Origin of the sequence: Paraburkholderia sp. MM6662-R1, from assembly GCF_050436245.1 — a bacterium.
Classification (GTDB): Bacteria; Pseudomonadota; Gammaproteobacteria; order Burkholderiales; family Burkholderiaceae; genus Paraburkholderia; species Paraburkholderia tuberum.
Genome location: NZ_JBNDLV010000004.1, coordinates 1,692,139 through 1,704,420 on the forward strand (window position 1 = coordinate 1,692,139; position 12,282 = coordinate 1,704,420).

Annotated in this window: 14 protein-coding genes and 1 pseudogene; 11 read left to right on the forward strand and 4 right to left on the reverse strand. The window is 60.5% G+C overall.

All coding sequences use genetic code 11. The features are described 5' to 3' along the window. Positions 1–13 precede the first annotated feature (13 nt). The 6 genes from OKW39_RS37675 (at position 14) to OKW39_RS37700 (ending at position 5,257) form a co-directional block, all read left to right on the forward strand. Positions 14–673: a TetR/AcrR family transcriptional regulator gene (locus tag OKW39_RS37675; RefSeq protein WP_429334405.1), complete on the forward strand. Its 660-nt coding sequence runs from the start codon at positions 14–16 to the stop codon at positions 671–673. Positions 674–997: 324 nt separating this feature from the next. After that, a complete protein-coding gene (gene pdhA / locus OKW39_RS37680; RefSeq protein WP_429334404.1) occupies positions 998–2,086 on the forward strand; it encodes a pyruvate dehydrogenase (acetyl-transferring) E1 component subunit alpha in 1,089 nt (362 codons plus the stop codon). Beyond that, positions 2,079–3,056 (forward strand): alpha-ketoacid dehydrogenase subunit beta, encoded by a 978-nt coding sequence (locus OKW39_RS37685; RefSeq protein WP_090808901.1) that lies wholly within the window; start codon positions 2,079–2,081, stop codon positions 3,054–3,056. Before pdhA ends, OKW39_RS37685 begins: the two co-directional genes overlap by 8 nt. A gap of 7 nt (positions 3,057–3,063) precedes the next feature. Further along, on the forward strand, positions 3,064–4,179 hold the full coding sequence (locus OKW39_RS37690; protein ID WP_187611658.1) for a dihydrolipoamide acetyltransferase family protein: 1,116 nt from the start codon (positions 3,064–3,066) through the stop codon (positions 4,177–4,179). Between the two features lie 374 nt (positions 4,180–4,553). Then, a complete protein-coding gene (locus tag OKW39_RS37695) occupies positions 4,554–4,757 on the forward strand; it encodes a cold-shock protein (protein WP_012428559.1) in 204 nt (67 codons plus the stop codon). A gap of 275 nt (positions 4,758–5,032) precedes the next feature. Next, a complete protein-coding gene (locus OKW39_RS37700) occupies positions 5,033–5,257 on the forward strand; it encodes a hypothetical protein (protein WP_429352462.1) in 225 nt (74 codons plus the stop codon). Between the two features lie 501 nt (positions 5,258–5,758). On the opposite strand, the gene OKW39_RS37705 is transcribed toward OKW39_RS37700, so the two are convergent. Then, complete coding sequence (locus OKW39_RS37705) at positions 5,759–6,043, reverse strand: hypothetical protein (RefSeq protein WP_090810391.1); 285 nt, start codon at positions 6,041–6,043, stop codon at positions 5,759–5,761. A gap of 536 nt (positions 6,044–6,579) precedes the next feature. On the opposite strand from OKW39_RS37705, the gene OKW39_RS37710 reads away from it, so the two are divergent. From OKW39_RS37710 to OKW39_RS37720, 3 genes are all read left to right on the forward strand, one after another. Next, positions 6,580–6,867 (forward strand): hypothetical protein, encoded by a 288-nt coding sequence (locus tag OKW39_RS37710; RefSeq protein ID WP_090810393.1) that lies wholly within the window; start codon positions 6,580–6,582, stop codon positions 6,865–6,867. A 1,053-nt stretch (positions 6,868–7,920) separates the two neighbouring features. Beyond that, positions 7,921–8,160, forward strand: coding sequence for a hypothetical protein (locus tag OKW39_RS37715; protein WP_090808907.1), 240 nt, complete (start codon positions 7,921–7,923; stop codon positions 8,158–8,160). A gap of 62 nt (positions 8,161–8,222) precedes the next feature. Next, on the forward strand, positions 8,223–8,438 hold the full coding sequence (locus tag OKW39_RS37720) for a hypothetical protein (RefSeq protein WP_018424494.1): 216 nt from the start codon (positions 8,223–8,225) through the stop codon (positions 8,436–8,438). A 332-nt stretch (positions 8,439–8,770) separates the two neighbouring features. On the opposite strand, the pseudogene OKW39_RS37725 reads toward OKW39_RS37720, so the two are convergent. Next, a pseudogene (locus tag OKW39_RS37725) lies at positions 8,771–8,958 on the reverse strand (IS3 family transposase); the annotation flags it as partial. Between the two features lie 174 nt (positions 8,959–9,132). On the opposite strand from OKW39_RS37725, the gene OKW39_RS37730 reads away from it, so the two are divergent. Beyond that, positions 9,133–10,254 (forward strand): sensor histidine kinase, encoded by a 1,122-nt coding sequence (locus tag OKW39_RS37730; protein ID WP_429564956.1) that lies wholly within the window; start codon positions 9,133–9,135, stop codon positions 10,252–10,254. 291 nt (positions 10,255–10,545) lie between these two features. Here the strand turns inward: OKW39_RS37730 and OKW39_RS37735 are convergent, their stop codons facing one another. Both OKW39_RS37735 and OKW39_RS37740 read right to left on the reverse strand, forming a co-directional pair. Further along, positions 10,546–10,809, reverse strand: a complete 264-nt coding sequence (locus OKW39_RS37735) for a hypothetical protein (protein WP_090808911.1) — start codon at positions 10,807–10,809, stop codon at positions 10,546–10,548. Next, entirely contained in the window at positions 10,806–11,351 is a 546-nt protein-coding gene (locus tag OKW39_RS37740) for a response regulator (RefSeq protein WP_429564957.1), read from the reverse strand. Before OKW39_RS37740 ends, OKW39_RS37735 begins: the two co-directional genes overlap by 4 nt. Positions 11,352–11,494: 143 nt before the next feature. Here OKW39_RS37740 and OKW39_RS37745 point away from each other — a divergent pair, with 143 nt between their 5' ends. Beyond that, positions 11,495–12,166 (forward strand): hypothetical protein, encoded by a 672-nt coding sequence (locus OKW39_RS37745; RefSeq protein ID WP_429564958.1) that lies wholly within the window; start codon positions 11,495–11,497, stop codon positions 12,164–12,166. Positions 12,167–12,282: the final 116 nt, after the last annotated feature.

Consider the following 12,282-nt stretch of genomic DNA (forward strand, 5'->3'; position numbering starts at 1 on the left):
ATAGGCCTGGATCGTGACGCGCGAAACACAGACTCAACCTATCCGATCAGGCGGGCGTCCTACGCTGCGAGAGTCCGAAATTCGTCTGCAGCGCCTGCTCGATGTTGCGCAGCGCCATTTTCTTGCCGCTGGATATCGCGAGACCAGCCTTGAAGGCATCGCGCGAGAGGCGGGTATTGCAAAAAAAACGCTGTACGATCGATTCGGCAGCAAGGCGGGCCTGTTCAGCGCAATCGTCGAGACGCTGCGTCGTTCATGGATCACGCAGCTCGGCGATATCGTGCTCGATGCGCGCCGTCCGGAGCACGTCCTCGAGAAGGTCGCGCTCCATCTGCTGGATGTGTGCACGCGGCCTGACATGATCGCATTGCATCGCCTGCTTCTGACCGAGGCCTATCGTTTTCCCGAACTCATCAGCGGGTATTACAACAAGGCGGGTGGACTACGCGGCATGGAGCCGCTTTCGGACTATCTTCGTTCGGCAGTCGCCGATGGCGCATTGCAACTCGATGACGTTGCGCTGGCTACCGAGCAGTTTCTACACCTGGTACTCGGCGGGGTCCGCGCGCGGCTGCTGCTTGGCGCCACCAGGAGGCGCCCCGGCGCATCGGAGCGCAACAGAATCGCGCGTCAGGCGGTCCGCATCTTCCTCGCTGGATGCAAGGTGCTTTGAGCGAGCGCGTTCCGGTCTTCGTCCGATTCTGCCCGGCCGATATTCGCCTGGAGCGGCCGCGGCCGGCGGGATGCCGGCCCAATTCCCGTCTGCTTCCGGGGCCGCGCAACCAGCCACCCGCTGCTGCATTGCGACAATCGGGCGTTCGTATTCCTGGTTGCCGTGCCGCGTGTGGTTGAGGCGGCGAGGAATTGGCCCCCTGTACGTGTTTCCCTTGCCTAAACTCAAGTTGGTACGCGCCGAACTCTGACGGCACGAGCGCGGTAGCGCTCGCGCGCGAACTCCGGCACGTATTTGAAATCTGAAAGAACATGGGGGGCGGACATGACGACGGCTGTCAGCTTTCATATCGGCTATACGCAATACCTTGGCCCCGATGGCGAGCCTGTCCAGTCATTGCCAGCCTTCGCACGTGACCCGGCGGCGCTGATTGCGCTCTATCGCGCGATGGTGCTGACACGGGCGTTCGACACGAAGGCGGTCGCGCTGCAGCGTACCGGCAAGCTCGGCACCTTTGCGTCGTCGGTCGGCCAGGAGGCGATCGGTGTCGGTGTCGCCAGCGCGATGCAGTCCGACGACGTGCTGTTCCCTTCGTATCGCGATCACGCTGCGCAATTGCTGCGCGGCGTCACGATGACGGAAAGTCTCCTGTATTGGGGCGGCGACGAGCGCGGCAGCGATTTCAGCGTGCCCCGTAACGATTTTCCGAACTGTGTGCCGATCGGCACACAGGTGTGCCATGCGGCCGGCGCAGCCTACGCGTTCCTGCTGCGTCACGAGCCGCGCGTTGCGGTGGCGATCTTCGGCGACGGCGGCACATCCAAGGGCGATTTCTACGAGGCGATGAACATGGCCGGTGTCTGGCAGGCGCCGCTTGTGCTCGTCGTCAATAACAACCAGTGGGCGATTTCGGTACCACGCAGCCACCAGAGCGCTGCGCAAACGCTCGCGCAAAAAGCGATCGCTGCAGGAATAGAGGGGCTGCAGGTCGACGGCAACGACGTGATCGCCGTGCATCAGGTTGTCCACGCGGCGCTCGCCAAGGCTCGCCGCGGCGATGGCCCGACGCTGATCGAGGCGCTCAGCTATCGCCTTGGTGATCACACGACGGCCGATGACGCGACGCGCTATCGCGACGCCGAGGTCATCGGCAAGCAATGGGAATACGAACCGCTGCTTCGTTTGCGCACCTACCTGATGCACGTGAACGTCTGGACCAAGGCGCAGGACGAGGAACTCGGTAAGGCGTGCCGTGCGCAGGTCGAGCAGGCCGTCGACGCGTACCTGGCGATACCGCCTGCGGGCCCATCCGCGATGTTCGATCACCTGTATGAGGCGTTGCCCCCAGCGATGCGTGAGCAACTGGCGATGGCGCAACGTTTCGCGCCGGCTAAGGGGAACGGCGATGGCTGACCTCAATATGGTCGAGGCCCTCAATCAGGCGCTCGCATATGAACTGGCGCACGACCCTGCCGTCGTGCTGCTCGGAGAGGACATTGGCGTGAACGGCGGCGTATTTCGCGCGACCGTCGGGTTGCAGACGCGCTTTGGCGCTCAGCGGGTGATCGACACGCCGCTGGCCGAAACCGCCCTCGCCGGCTGCGCGATCGGCATGGCGGCGATGGGCGTTAAGCCCGTCGTGGAGATCCAGTTCGCCGGATTTGTCTATCCGACCATCGATCACATCCTGAATCATGCGTCGCGTCTGCGGCATCGAACGCGCGGACGACTGACGTGTCCGCTGGTGATCCGTGCGCCATGCGGCGCAGGCATTCACGCACCAGAGCACCATTCCGAAAGCCCTGAAGCGCTGTTCACCCACATACCCGGGCTGCGCGTCGTGACGCCGTCGTCGCCAGCACGCGCGTACGGCTTGCTGCTGGCGGCGATCCGGGACCCGGACCCGGTGATCTTCTTCGAGCCGACGCGGCTGTACCGGCTCTTCAGGCAGCCGGTGGAGGATGACGGCGAAGCGCTGCCGCTCGACAGTTGCTTTACGTTGCGCGATGGGGCAGACGTCACACTGGTGAGTTGGGGCGGGGCGTTGCAAGACGTGCAGGCCGCGGCCGATCTGCTCGCGCAGGAAGGCGTAATGGCCGAGGTGATCGACGTGGCGACGCTCAAGCCGCTCGACATGAACACCATTCTCGCGTCGGTGGCGAAAACCGGACGCTGCGTGATCGTGCACGAGGGCTCGCATGCCGGAGGGGTCGGCGCGGAGATCGCCGCCAACATCGCCGAGCGCGGACTGTACTCGCTGCTCGCACCGGTGCAGCGCGTCACTGGCTACGACGTGGTGGTGCCGCTGTACAGACTCGAGAATCAATACATGCCAGGCACTGAGCGCATCGTTGGCGCGGTCAGGCAGGCGCTGGAAGCGTAGGGATGCCATGAAAATCTTCAAACTGCCTGATCTCGGCGAAGGTTTGCAGGAAGCGGAGATCGTCGAGTGGCACGTCAAGAGCGGCGAAGACATTCGCGCGGATCAACGGCTGCTGTCGGTGGAAACGGCGAAGGCGATCGTCGATATTCCGTCGCCTCAATCCGGCCGAGTCGCGAAGCTGTTCGGCCAGCCCGGCGATATCGTGCATCTGGGGGCGCCGCTCGTCGCATTCGAAGGAGCGGCCGACGAAGCCGATGCCGGTACCGTGGTCGGTCATATGGAGGTCGGCCAGCATGTGGTGCACGAAGCGCCGGCGGCGCTCGGCGGCAGCCCCGGCACGGGTGTCGGCACAATCAAGGCGATCCCGGCGGTGCGGGCGCTCGCGCGCAAGCTTGATGTCGATCTTGCGATGGTGACACCGTCGGGGGCGGAGGGTGTCATCACGGCGGCTGACGTGCAGCGCGTCGCGAAGATACTCGCTCAGCTCGGTCCGCCCGAAGTGCTGCGCGGCGTGCGGCGCGCGATGGCGCAGAACATGGCGCGCGCGCAGAGCGAAGTGGCGGCCGCGACCGTCATCGACGACGCCGACATTCATGAGTGGCCGCCACATACCGATGTGACGATCCGCCTGATCCGTGCGCTGGTAGCAGGATGCAGCGCCGAACCCGGGCTCAACGCATGGTTCGACGGACATGCGGGACGGCGGCACGTACTGGAAAAGATCGACCTCGGCATCGCCGTCGATCTACCGGATGGCCTCTTTGTACCGGTATTGCGCGACGTTGCGCACCGCAACGCAGCGGATCTGCGTGGCGGCCTCGACCGGATGCGTGTCGACATCCGGGCACGCAAGATTCCACCGGAGGAACTGCGCGGCAATACGATCACGTTGTCGAACTTCGGCATGATCGCCGGCAAATACGCAGCTCCCGTGGTCGTGCCGCCCACTGTCGCGATCCTCGGAGCGGGGCGCATTCACGAGCAGGTCGTGGCGGTAAGTGGCGTTCCGGCCGTGCATCGGATCTTGCCGCTTAGTCTGACGTTCGACCATCGGGTCGTCACGGGCGGCGAAGCAGCACGGTTTCTCGCCGCGGCGATCGTGGATCTGCAGATGGCGCAGTAGCTGTGACTGCGCGAATTCAAAAATTCAGAAGGTGTATGCGTTGTGTCCAGCTTGGGACGTTCGCAGATTTAGGCACAGCGAAATCGTATGCCAATCCGTAAATCGATCGAGGCGTGCCGGTTCGCAGCTTCGTGCAGCGCACCCGGTCTTTGGATCGCTTCGTCTGCAAAACGGCCCCGCCCCGTGGAACAGTTACAAGATAAGTATTGACGCTGGTACCACTTGGCGGTTAAGGTGCCGCATGAAGTTCAAGAAGTTCGATTGCTGTTCATCAATTGCTCGCTCCTCAGCGGTATTCGTTGTCCTCTCCCTCCTTGACGCTTCATACGCTCTTCAACGGAGCACATTTTCCCGTTTTTTCTCAAGGATTCTTCATGGATACCGGTACTGTTAAGTGGTTCAACGATAGCAAAGGTTTTGGCTTCATCACCCCGGACAAGGGCGGTGATGACCTTTTCGCTCACTTCTCCGAAATCAGCGGCGACGGCTTCAAGACGCTGGCTGAAAATCAGAAGGTGAGCTTCGAAACGAAGCAAGGCCCGAAGGGTCTGCAGGCAGCTAACATCAAGCCGCTGTAAAGTTTGAAGAGCCCGGCGTTCCGCGACGGACGCCGGGTTGCAGGGACTTCCTTACGGAGCGTTGTTTCCTGAAGTGGCGCGTTCGCTCCTGGCTGCATCGGTTTCGCCGGCAGCTTGCCAAGCGCCATACGTCTCATTGCGCTCATTTTCCCCTCTGGCATTAGCGCCACGTCTTCGCTTTCCGAGTGCTTCAGATTCGGCCTGAGATGCCTTTGAATCGGCGTACCTGTGCACATTTCGCAAGGCACGCGCGCACTCGACATTATTAAAATAAAATGCAGAACAAACAAATTCAACAATACAACGGCTATGCCGTCCAGCCCTCGGCGCATCGTTTGCCCGACGGCAGTTTTTCCTCCAACCTGCTGCTAGAACGCGCCGATAGCGGGCGCGCGGACGGCCGCTACCAGTTCTATTCGCTCGATTACTTCACGAGTGAGGAGCAGGCGTTGCAGCACTCGACACGCTGGGCACGCAACTGGGTCGACACGCGCGGTTAACGGCGACGCCCCAGATCTGCACGCTCAACGCATCTCAGGCATCAGGACGCATGCGATAAGGCGCGCGCAAACATCACGCGCGATCGATCGGTTACCTTTCGGTTTGAGCCGCGCTCAGTGCGAACTTCTGGATTTTCTCTATCGACGTCTTCGGCATTCTACGCACGGCATGGAAGTCGACGACGCTCTTGAGCTTTCAGAATGGGTCGAAGTGTGAACGCAGGCGCGGGCGGACGGCAATCACCCATCGGTCACTATGCGGCCGAGATGGAATGGACATGGCTTCCCTTCGGGCATGACGGTATCTACTTCGTGGTCGACGCCTGAGGAGGCGATGACCGGAACTGGCAGCAATGCGGTCGCACTGGCATAGCCTGCCGAGCATGTGGCGACTGACGATCAGAAGGTCAACTTCTTTATCACACACATTGTTGATGGCGTGCCGCTGGCGCGCGCGAACACGGGTACCTTCCGCATAGACTCGGGTTCCGGCTCTAGCGCTTAGGGGGATTCCAGGATGGCGCGATCAAAGCCGTCAGTATCAATCAGCATTTCGGCGTAGGCCACCGACGCGCGCCTTGCGTCGCCGGCATTCACGAAGGGCCTCTTGCCGGGCACACGGAATAAGCGGCTTCGCGGGTTGTCCGTCATGGAATCCGGGTCGCTGATGCGAATCGACGCATCGAATCCTTCCTCGTAATTGTGACCATATCCTGGTTGAGTCGTGCGATGCGGATACACGAGTAGGGAAATATCGAGGCCGCGATAATGGCGAATGGTTGTCATCAGGTCACTCCTTTTGGCCGCAGCAAGCAGCACGTTTTTGATCGTTGTGCAGGTTTGGCCGAAGGAGATACGCCCCCGAGCCACACCGACGAGGCGACCGGAACGAAGTTTCCTGGCTAGCTGTCCGGTACGCGGATACCCGAGCTTCGTGCTTAACATCCGCAAGCGTTTCCTCACCCGGCATTCCGCTCACGTTTGTCCGATCGGGCACCACACTGTCCCGAACTCACGAAGTGGGTCGCTCCCGTATCCTTGGCCAGCCTCATCGCGCGTGGCAAGCAGACGCTGTTGATCGTGGTGTTCTTGAAGGGTTTGCAACGTAAGCGCAGAGGTGGAACCAGGCAGACAGCCGTCGCCGGCCATCCAAGCCAACGCTATGACAATCCGGGCAGTGCCCCGCTTTGCCGACCCCACGTTTCAAGGTACGCGCGACAGTACTATCGGTCAATACAATTCTGGTAACAGCCTCTGCGTCTGCGCCGCCCGATGTAACCCGTTCCAGCGTATAGTGAGCCATACCCTGTGGAGTGACCATCATGTCGACACACCCGATTCTTCTCTACAAGGGGTACGAACTTCATCCCCTTGTCTTTCCCCGCACATTCAGTCGCTTTGACGGACATTCCCGTTACGCGGAAGGTTACGAAATTGCAGTACGGATATGTCGTCCGGCGGCGACAGCAATTCCCTCCGCAAGCCGGGTCTTCAGGCTGAACCAAACGCATACATTCTCTGACTTCGGTACGGCAAGGCGAGCCGCCCGGCAGCAGGGAAAGGACATCGTCGACGGAAAGGTGAGCGGCGCTTCGGTCATCGACATATGAAAACGCCGCTGACGGACAGCATCCATCGATGTGCTCGATCGTGCGACGAATTGCTGTCTGCCTGATGGCCGATCTGATCGCCGCTCGCACATAAAAGGCGGCTGCCGCAATAGCGGGACAGGGCTGCGATCGACGTGCTGCTCGGGACGCTCGCCGGCGATCACCCTCCTGAACGATTCGCGATTTGGCCTTCCCCGAAGATTCGATGTGGCCGGCTGCAAAAACGTACCGCAGACCTGCAAGTCGAGCAGCAATTGGCGTCGCTGGCTCACGCCGTCTCGTCGCCCAATCGGGCCACGCGTTCCCAACTGTTCCGCGACGAACACGTACCCCCGAAATGAAGCCGGTCCGGATAGCCGTTGCGTGTCACGCTCGGCAATCGGGTGGTTGCGGGTGCGTCCGCGTCGAGCCAGAGGCGCAAACACCGCATCGGTCTCCTCGCAGGCGGTCGGGTAACGCTGGAACTCCTTATTACCTGACGAAAGGGTGAATCGATTTCCGCCAAAAAGGGCGGACGGGGCTGCAATGCAGTTTCGCGCGCTTCGTTTCGCCGTGGTTGAATTGTTGACGTCGAGACTGCTTGCCGCGCATGTCGGAGGCGCATTCTGCGTTGTCACATGATGAACCGGAGAAGAAAGGCAGTCCGATGTGGATCTTCGGATCGCCGCCGCCTACCGGCGCTGCGGTACGTAAGTGCCGGGTTGACTTGCATGTTCCCTGTGCTTCTCTGACGGCGCCTGGAGCACGGGTTTTTCTGTACAAATCCATCAATGGGCGTAGCATGAAATGGTCACTCGACCTGCGACCGGTCCTCGCGTCCTTAAGTTGCGTACCCGACGGAACCGGAGATACGCTTTCACCCAAAACCGAAACGTGGCCCACCTCCTGAAGGGCCGCGGACGCAGTGGCCACGTCGCTACGCTTCGTCTTTTCCGCTACACAATGAGACGGCCTCAAAGGTACCGATCACAACCGGTTCCCCGTCTCTACCGCGGGCTCGAACTTCATCCGCTGGTGGTTGACTCAGAGCCGTTGCAATCATTGGAGTGTGGTATGGAAAGAAACGACCTGCTGAAATGGATTCGGTGCGACGGTGCTGACATCGTCGATCGGTTTCTGCCGCCCGGCGCGCAGGGCGAACTGGATAGTCTCATCCATGACCGCCGTCACGAGATCGATGCGGGCGCGTTTCTGATGTTCATGTCGATTCGTGCGCTTCTATGCGAACGCGGCATGGAAAGCTGCGATTCGGATCGCGAGGCCGGACAAATCATGGCCATGCTGAGCACCTAGGTCGCGCTTTTCGACGCCCCTCTGCGACAGTCGCAATCGAGCGATAACCCCAAAGGAATACCATGCGCTTCAATTCCACCCTGATCGTTATCGACCCGACCCCCCGGCGGGCCGACGGCGAGTACATGGCCCACGCACGGATCAGCGGCAGCCGTGCCGACGGCACCGGGTACGAGATTCATTCGAGTGGCGATCTGGCAGGCTTCGACGCACGCGAGGACGCGATAGCCTATGCGAAGAACTGGGCGCAAGACTGGCTGCACGCGCGCTTCGGGTGACAGACGTCGCACCTACGGAAGCAACGAGAGACGGATTGGCGTGCAGGCCGGCCATTCGCGATCAGAGGAAGATGCAGCGGGATGTTGGTCACGCGTTTCGATCCAATCGCTTGCCCATCGGTTCTGGTAAACCGGTGCCTCCGCTTGACGGCCACAGTACCCGAGAGAGTAGAACTCGAAAAGCAGGGGGCCGTACGGACATCGGACCACCTAAGCGGTCTAAAGAGAAAGAGCCGTCGGAGACTGCGTGGGCCACATTGTCGGGCGAGCACCCTTTGCGCGACATCGACCGAATCAGTTTCGCCTCGTGCATACATGAGAGCCACCCCGGCCAGCAACGTCTTCTCCCGGTTGGTCAGGAGTTGCAGGTTGACGCCCAGGTCTCTTTTAGCAATTGATTGGTCTTCTCCAGGATGTCGTGTTCAAGCTGCAATTGGCGGATATCGCGTCGAAGCGATTCGACCTGCCGCTCCAGTTCTCCCCGCTCAGGGGCGTGCGGCGAATCGTTGTGGCGTTTCATGAAAGGCCGGACAGGAACGCTCACCACTGTCCAGAAAATCCAGGCGGTTCATTACAAGTACATGGACTACCTCCAGGTAGTCCAAGACGGTGTAAACCCGATGGATCCCGCGACGAACTGACGCGTAATATCGGTTCGGCTAAAAATCTCCTCAATTTCTTCGCCGGAGTAGGCATGCGACTGTCCGATTTTATCGTGCAGGAAATGGAGCCCATTCTGGCGCAGTGGGAGGCGTTTGCCGCCACGCTGCTGCCAGCCGCTGGCAACATGGGCACCCTCGCGTTGCGCGACCACGCGCAGCAGATTCTGGAAGCAGTAGCCAGGGATTTGCAGACTTCGCAGACCAGGGAAGCGCAGCACGAAAAATCCTTGGGGAGGGCACCCCGGCTGACGGATGCGCCGGAGACAGCTGCGCAATCCCATGCGGTCCTGCGCGCTCGAGGCGGTTTCAACATCAACCAGCTGGCCGCGGAATACCGCGCTTTGCGTGCAAGCGTGCTGCGTTTGTGGATGGATGAGTGTCAGCCCGATGCGCCTCATCTGGATGACATCATCCGCTTCAACGAGGCCATCGATCAGGCGCTGGCCGAATCACTCAGTTTTTTCAGCACACAAGTCGAGCAGGCTCGCAATCTGTTGCTTGGGATGCTCGGACACGACATGCGGAGCCCGCTGCAGACGATCCAGGTGACAGCTTCATATCTGTCCGCGCTCAATGCGGGGCAGCGCGTTTCAGAAGCTGCAGCCCGTCTGGTGCGCAGCGGCGCCCGGATGCAGGCACTTCTGGATGATCTGTGCGATTTCAACCGAACAAGGCTCGGGCTAGGTATTAACGTCATACCCGCTCCCGTTGATCTGACGAACGTGTTCACCGATGAGCTGGACCAGTTGCGCGCAGTCCATCCAGACCGGCAGATCGAGCTCGAGGTGCACGGTGACGTTCAGGGTGTCTGGGACGGTCCGCGTCTGCAGCAACTGCTCGGCAATCTCGTTCTGAATGCGCTCAGATATGGCGCGCGAGACGCGCCCGTTCGCGTCGTGGTGACTGGCGACGAGGCCGAGGTGCGCTTCGAAGTCTGCAATAGCGGACCAGCCATCGAGGGACTGTTGCTGGAGCGCATCTTTGATCCTCTTCAGCGAGGTCCAGAGCGAAAAATCAACGAGGACGCGCAAGGCAGCCTTGGGCTCGGGCTGTATATCGCGAGCGAAATCGCCAAGGCGCATCACGGCGCGATCGAGGCGCGGTCGGATAAAGAAGAGACCGCATTCGCCGTACGTCTGCCGCGCCGGGCGTAGCAGGCGAGCCAGGCTTGGTAACGGGCATGCCACGAATTATGTGGGGATCTGCTGGTGGTTTTACACCTGCCGAGACGCGCCTGTTCCATCGCCGGTCCTCACAGACCGACCACGACTGCATGAAGCAAATCTGCAGCATCGTGGCAACAGGAAGGGCAGGATGGAGTTGCGCGGACGAACTCGGGCTCACGGCGTTCGGCCCGGAAGTGCCCGACCGCGCAGCAAGGATCGCAACGGCTGAAGCGGGAAGAACCAAGGTGACAGTCGCCGCCATGGGGTCTCGCGTCGCCATTATTGTTTCATCGCGCCAGTTGCGTTCGAGTTTGACGCGCCTTGAGGCGACATCGCCTGCTCACGCTTCTGCATCAATGTGCCACTGGCGGGCTTGCTGTTGCCGGCGTCCGCAGCACGTCCCATGCTCTGGCCAGCGGCACCCGGCTGCGCGTTTTGAGTATCGCGGTGTGCTGGCGCAGCGTTGCCGGTGTTGGTCTGCGCAAATGCGCAAGTGCTAGCGATGATGGAAATTGCGCTGATTCCTGCCATTATCAACTTCATGATCGTCTCCGGTTCGGGAACTGCTTTCGCATCTCTGACCCGCGTGCAGCATGAGGCATGCCCGGAGGAAGTGGCGAACAATAAGCGAGCGCTGTTGCCGCCCGCGCATAGGTCAGGCGCGCTGCAATGAACCTGTCGACGGCGTCAAGCAACGCCGCTATCGAGGCCGGCTTTCGCAGGAACGCTGTCCAGCAGCGAATCTCTTCCGTAGGTTCCGGCATAGCCGACCGCAGCACCACCGGTAAGCCGGAAAACACCGCCTGACACTTCAGACGCCGACAAAGCTCCTTGCGGTCCATTTCCGGCATCTCCAAATCGGTGATAACGAGTTCCGGAAAATCCGTGTGGGCCTTCTGCAGTGCGTCCCATTCGTTCTCCGCGAGCACAACACGGTGTCTGCGACTCTCCAACGCCAGCTGCAGCGCGCATCGGTTTGGTGGAAGGGATGGATATTCACGTCTGCCGGTGAAAAAACGGTCGTTTTTTCTCGAATTAGTGTCGGATTCTTCCGTCGTTGTTCTGTCTACGCGGGGTAGACCCACACAATCAGCGCACAGTTAATTAACGAAAAACCATAATCCTTGCAAGGCATGAATAACCACGATCGGTTATGAAAAGTTGAAACCTCGGTTGGGTGGTGTAGCGGCGGCAAGCCTTGGACTTGCAGTCGGAAGGGAGTCCGCAAATGCCGTTTATGTCTGCGGCCGGTCACGACTCTGCGGCAAAAGAATTCGCTCCGGCCGTGCACGTAAATGCAGGGAACTACGTTTGTACAGTATCGCGTGATCGGTTCGGCGTTCCAGGCGGAACATTCATCGTGCCGACAGGTGCGAACGTTACATTGAGTGGCCTTTTTGCTGGTTTTGCAGCCAACAGTAGTGGCCTCAAAACCGTGAATAGCGGAAACATTACGACGACAAACCCGCAGTCGCAGTATTACATCGGTTTTAACGGATCGGGAACGCTGAACGTCAGCGCCGGCGGCACGGTCTTCAGCGCCTCTCAGAGCTACGTCGGTTACAACCCGGGCAGCAGCGGTGTACTCACCGTTGCCGATGAAGGATCGATGTATACGAACGCGGGCTTTTTTATTATTGGGAACAGCGGACCTGCGCAACTGAGCGTGACAAATGGCGGTGCCGTTTCCAGTTCGAGCGGGACTGCGGATTTGCAGATCAAGTCCAACGGCACTGTGACGATCAGCGGGAAGACGATTGTCGGCGCCATCGCGGGGACGAGCTCGCCCGAGATCAGCAGTCCCGGAGCGTCTGGGGCGACGTCGGTTTTCGCTACGCCTGGTGAGCTGCCGTTGACTGCAGGTCTCGCGCTGAGCGAGAGTAGGTACGGCAGCCTGTAACCGCAGGCGGGATGTTCGGCACGAATCCTGCAATTCTTCACGCAGCAACGATTCTTTCCTATGATTTAAGCAACGGCGAGCCCGCCGGAGCTGCCATTGCCGAGTCGCAGGACCGG

What these genes read in the sequence shown, in the direction of transcription:
- OKW39_RS37695 (WP_012428559.1), top strand. Translation starts at nt 4,554, where the DNA reads ATGGATACCGGTACTGTTAAGTGGTTCAACGATAGCAAAGGTTTTGGC.
- OKW39_RS37705 (WP_090810391.1), bottom strand. Translation starts at nt 6,043, where the DNA reads ATGACAACCATTCGCCATTATCGCGGCCTCGATATTTCCCTACTCGTG.
- OKW39_RS37735 (WP_090808911.1), bottom strand. Translation starts at nt 10,809, where the DNA reads ATGAAGTTGATAATGGCAGGAATCAGCGCAATTTCCATCATCGCTAGC.
- OKW39_RS37715 (WP_090808907.1), top strand. Translation starts at nt 7,921, where the DNA reads ATGGAAAGAAACGACCTGCTGAAATGGATTCGGTGCGACGGTGCTGAC.
- OKW39_RS37730 (WP_429564956.1), top strand. Translation starts at nt 9,133, where the DNA reads ATGCGACTGTCCGATTTTATCGTGCAGGAAATGGAGCCCATTCTGGCG.
- OKW39_RS37745 (WP_429564958.1), top strand. Translation starts at nt 11,495, where the DNA reads ATGCCGTTTATGTCTGCGGCCGGTCACGACTCTGCGGCAAAAGAATTC.
- OKW39_RS37690 (WP_187611658.1), top strand. Translation starts at nt 3,064, where the DNA reads ATGAAAATCTTCAAACTGCCTGATCTCGGCGAAGGTTTGCAGGAAGCG.
- OKW39_RS37700 (WP_429352462.1), top strand. Translation starts at nt 5,033, where the DNA reads ATGCAGAACAAACAAATTCAACAATACAACGGCTATGCCGTCCAGCCC.
- OKW39_RS37685 (WP_090808901.1), top strand. Translation starts at nt 2,079, where the DNA reads ATGGCTGACCTCAATATGGTCGAGGCCCTCAATCAGGCGCTCGCATAT.
- OKW39_RS37710 (WP_090810393.1), top strand. Translation starts at nt 6,580, where the DNA reads ATGTCGACACACCCGATTCTTCTCTACAAGGGGTACGAACTTCATCCC.
- pdhA (WP_429334404.1), top strand. Translation starts at nt 998, where the DNA reads ATGACGACGGCTGTCAGCTTTCATATCGGCTATACGCAATACCTTGGC.
- OKW39_RS37720 (WP_018424494.1), top strand. Translation starts at nt 8,223, where the DNA reads ATGCGCTTCAATTCCACCCTGATCGTTATCGACCCGACCCCCCGGCGG.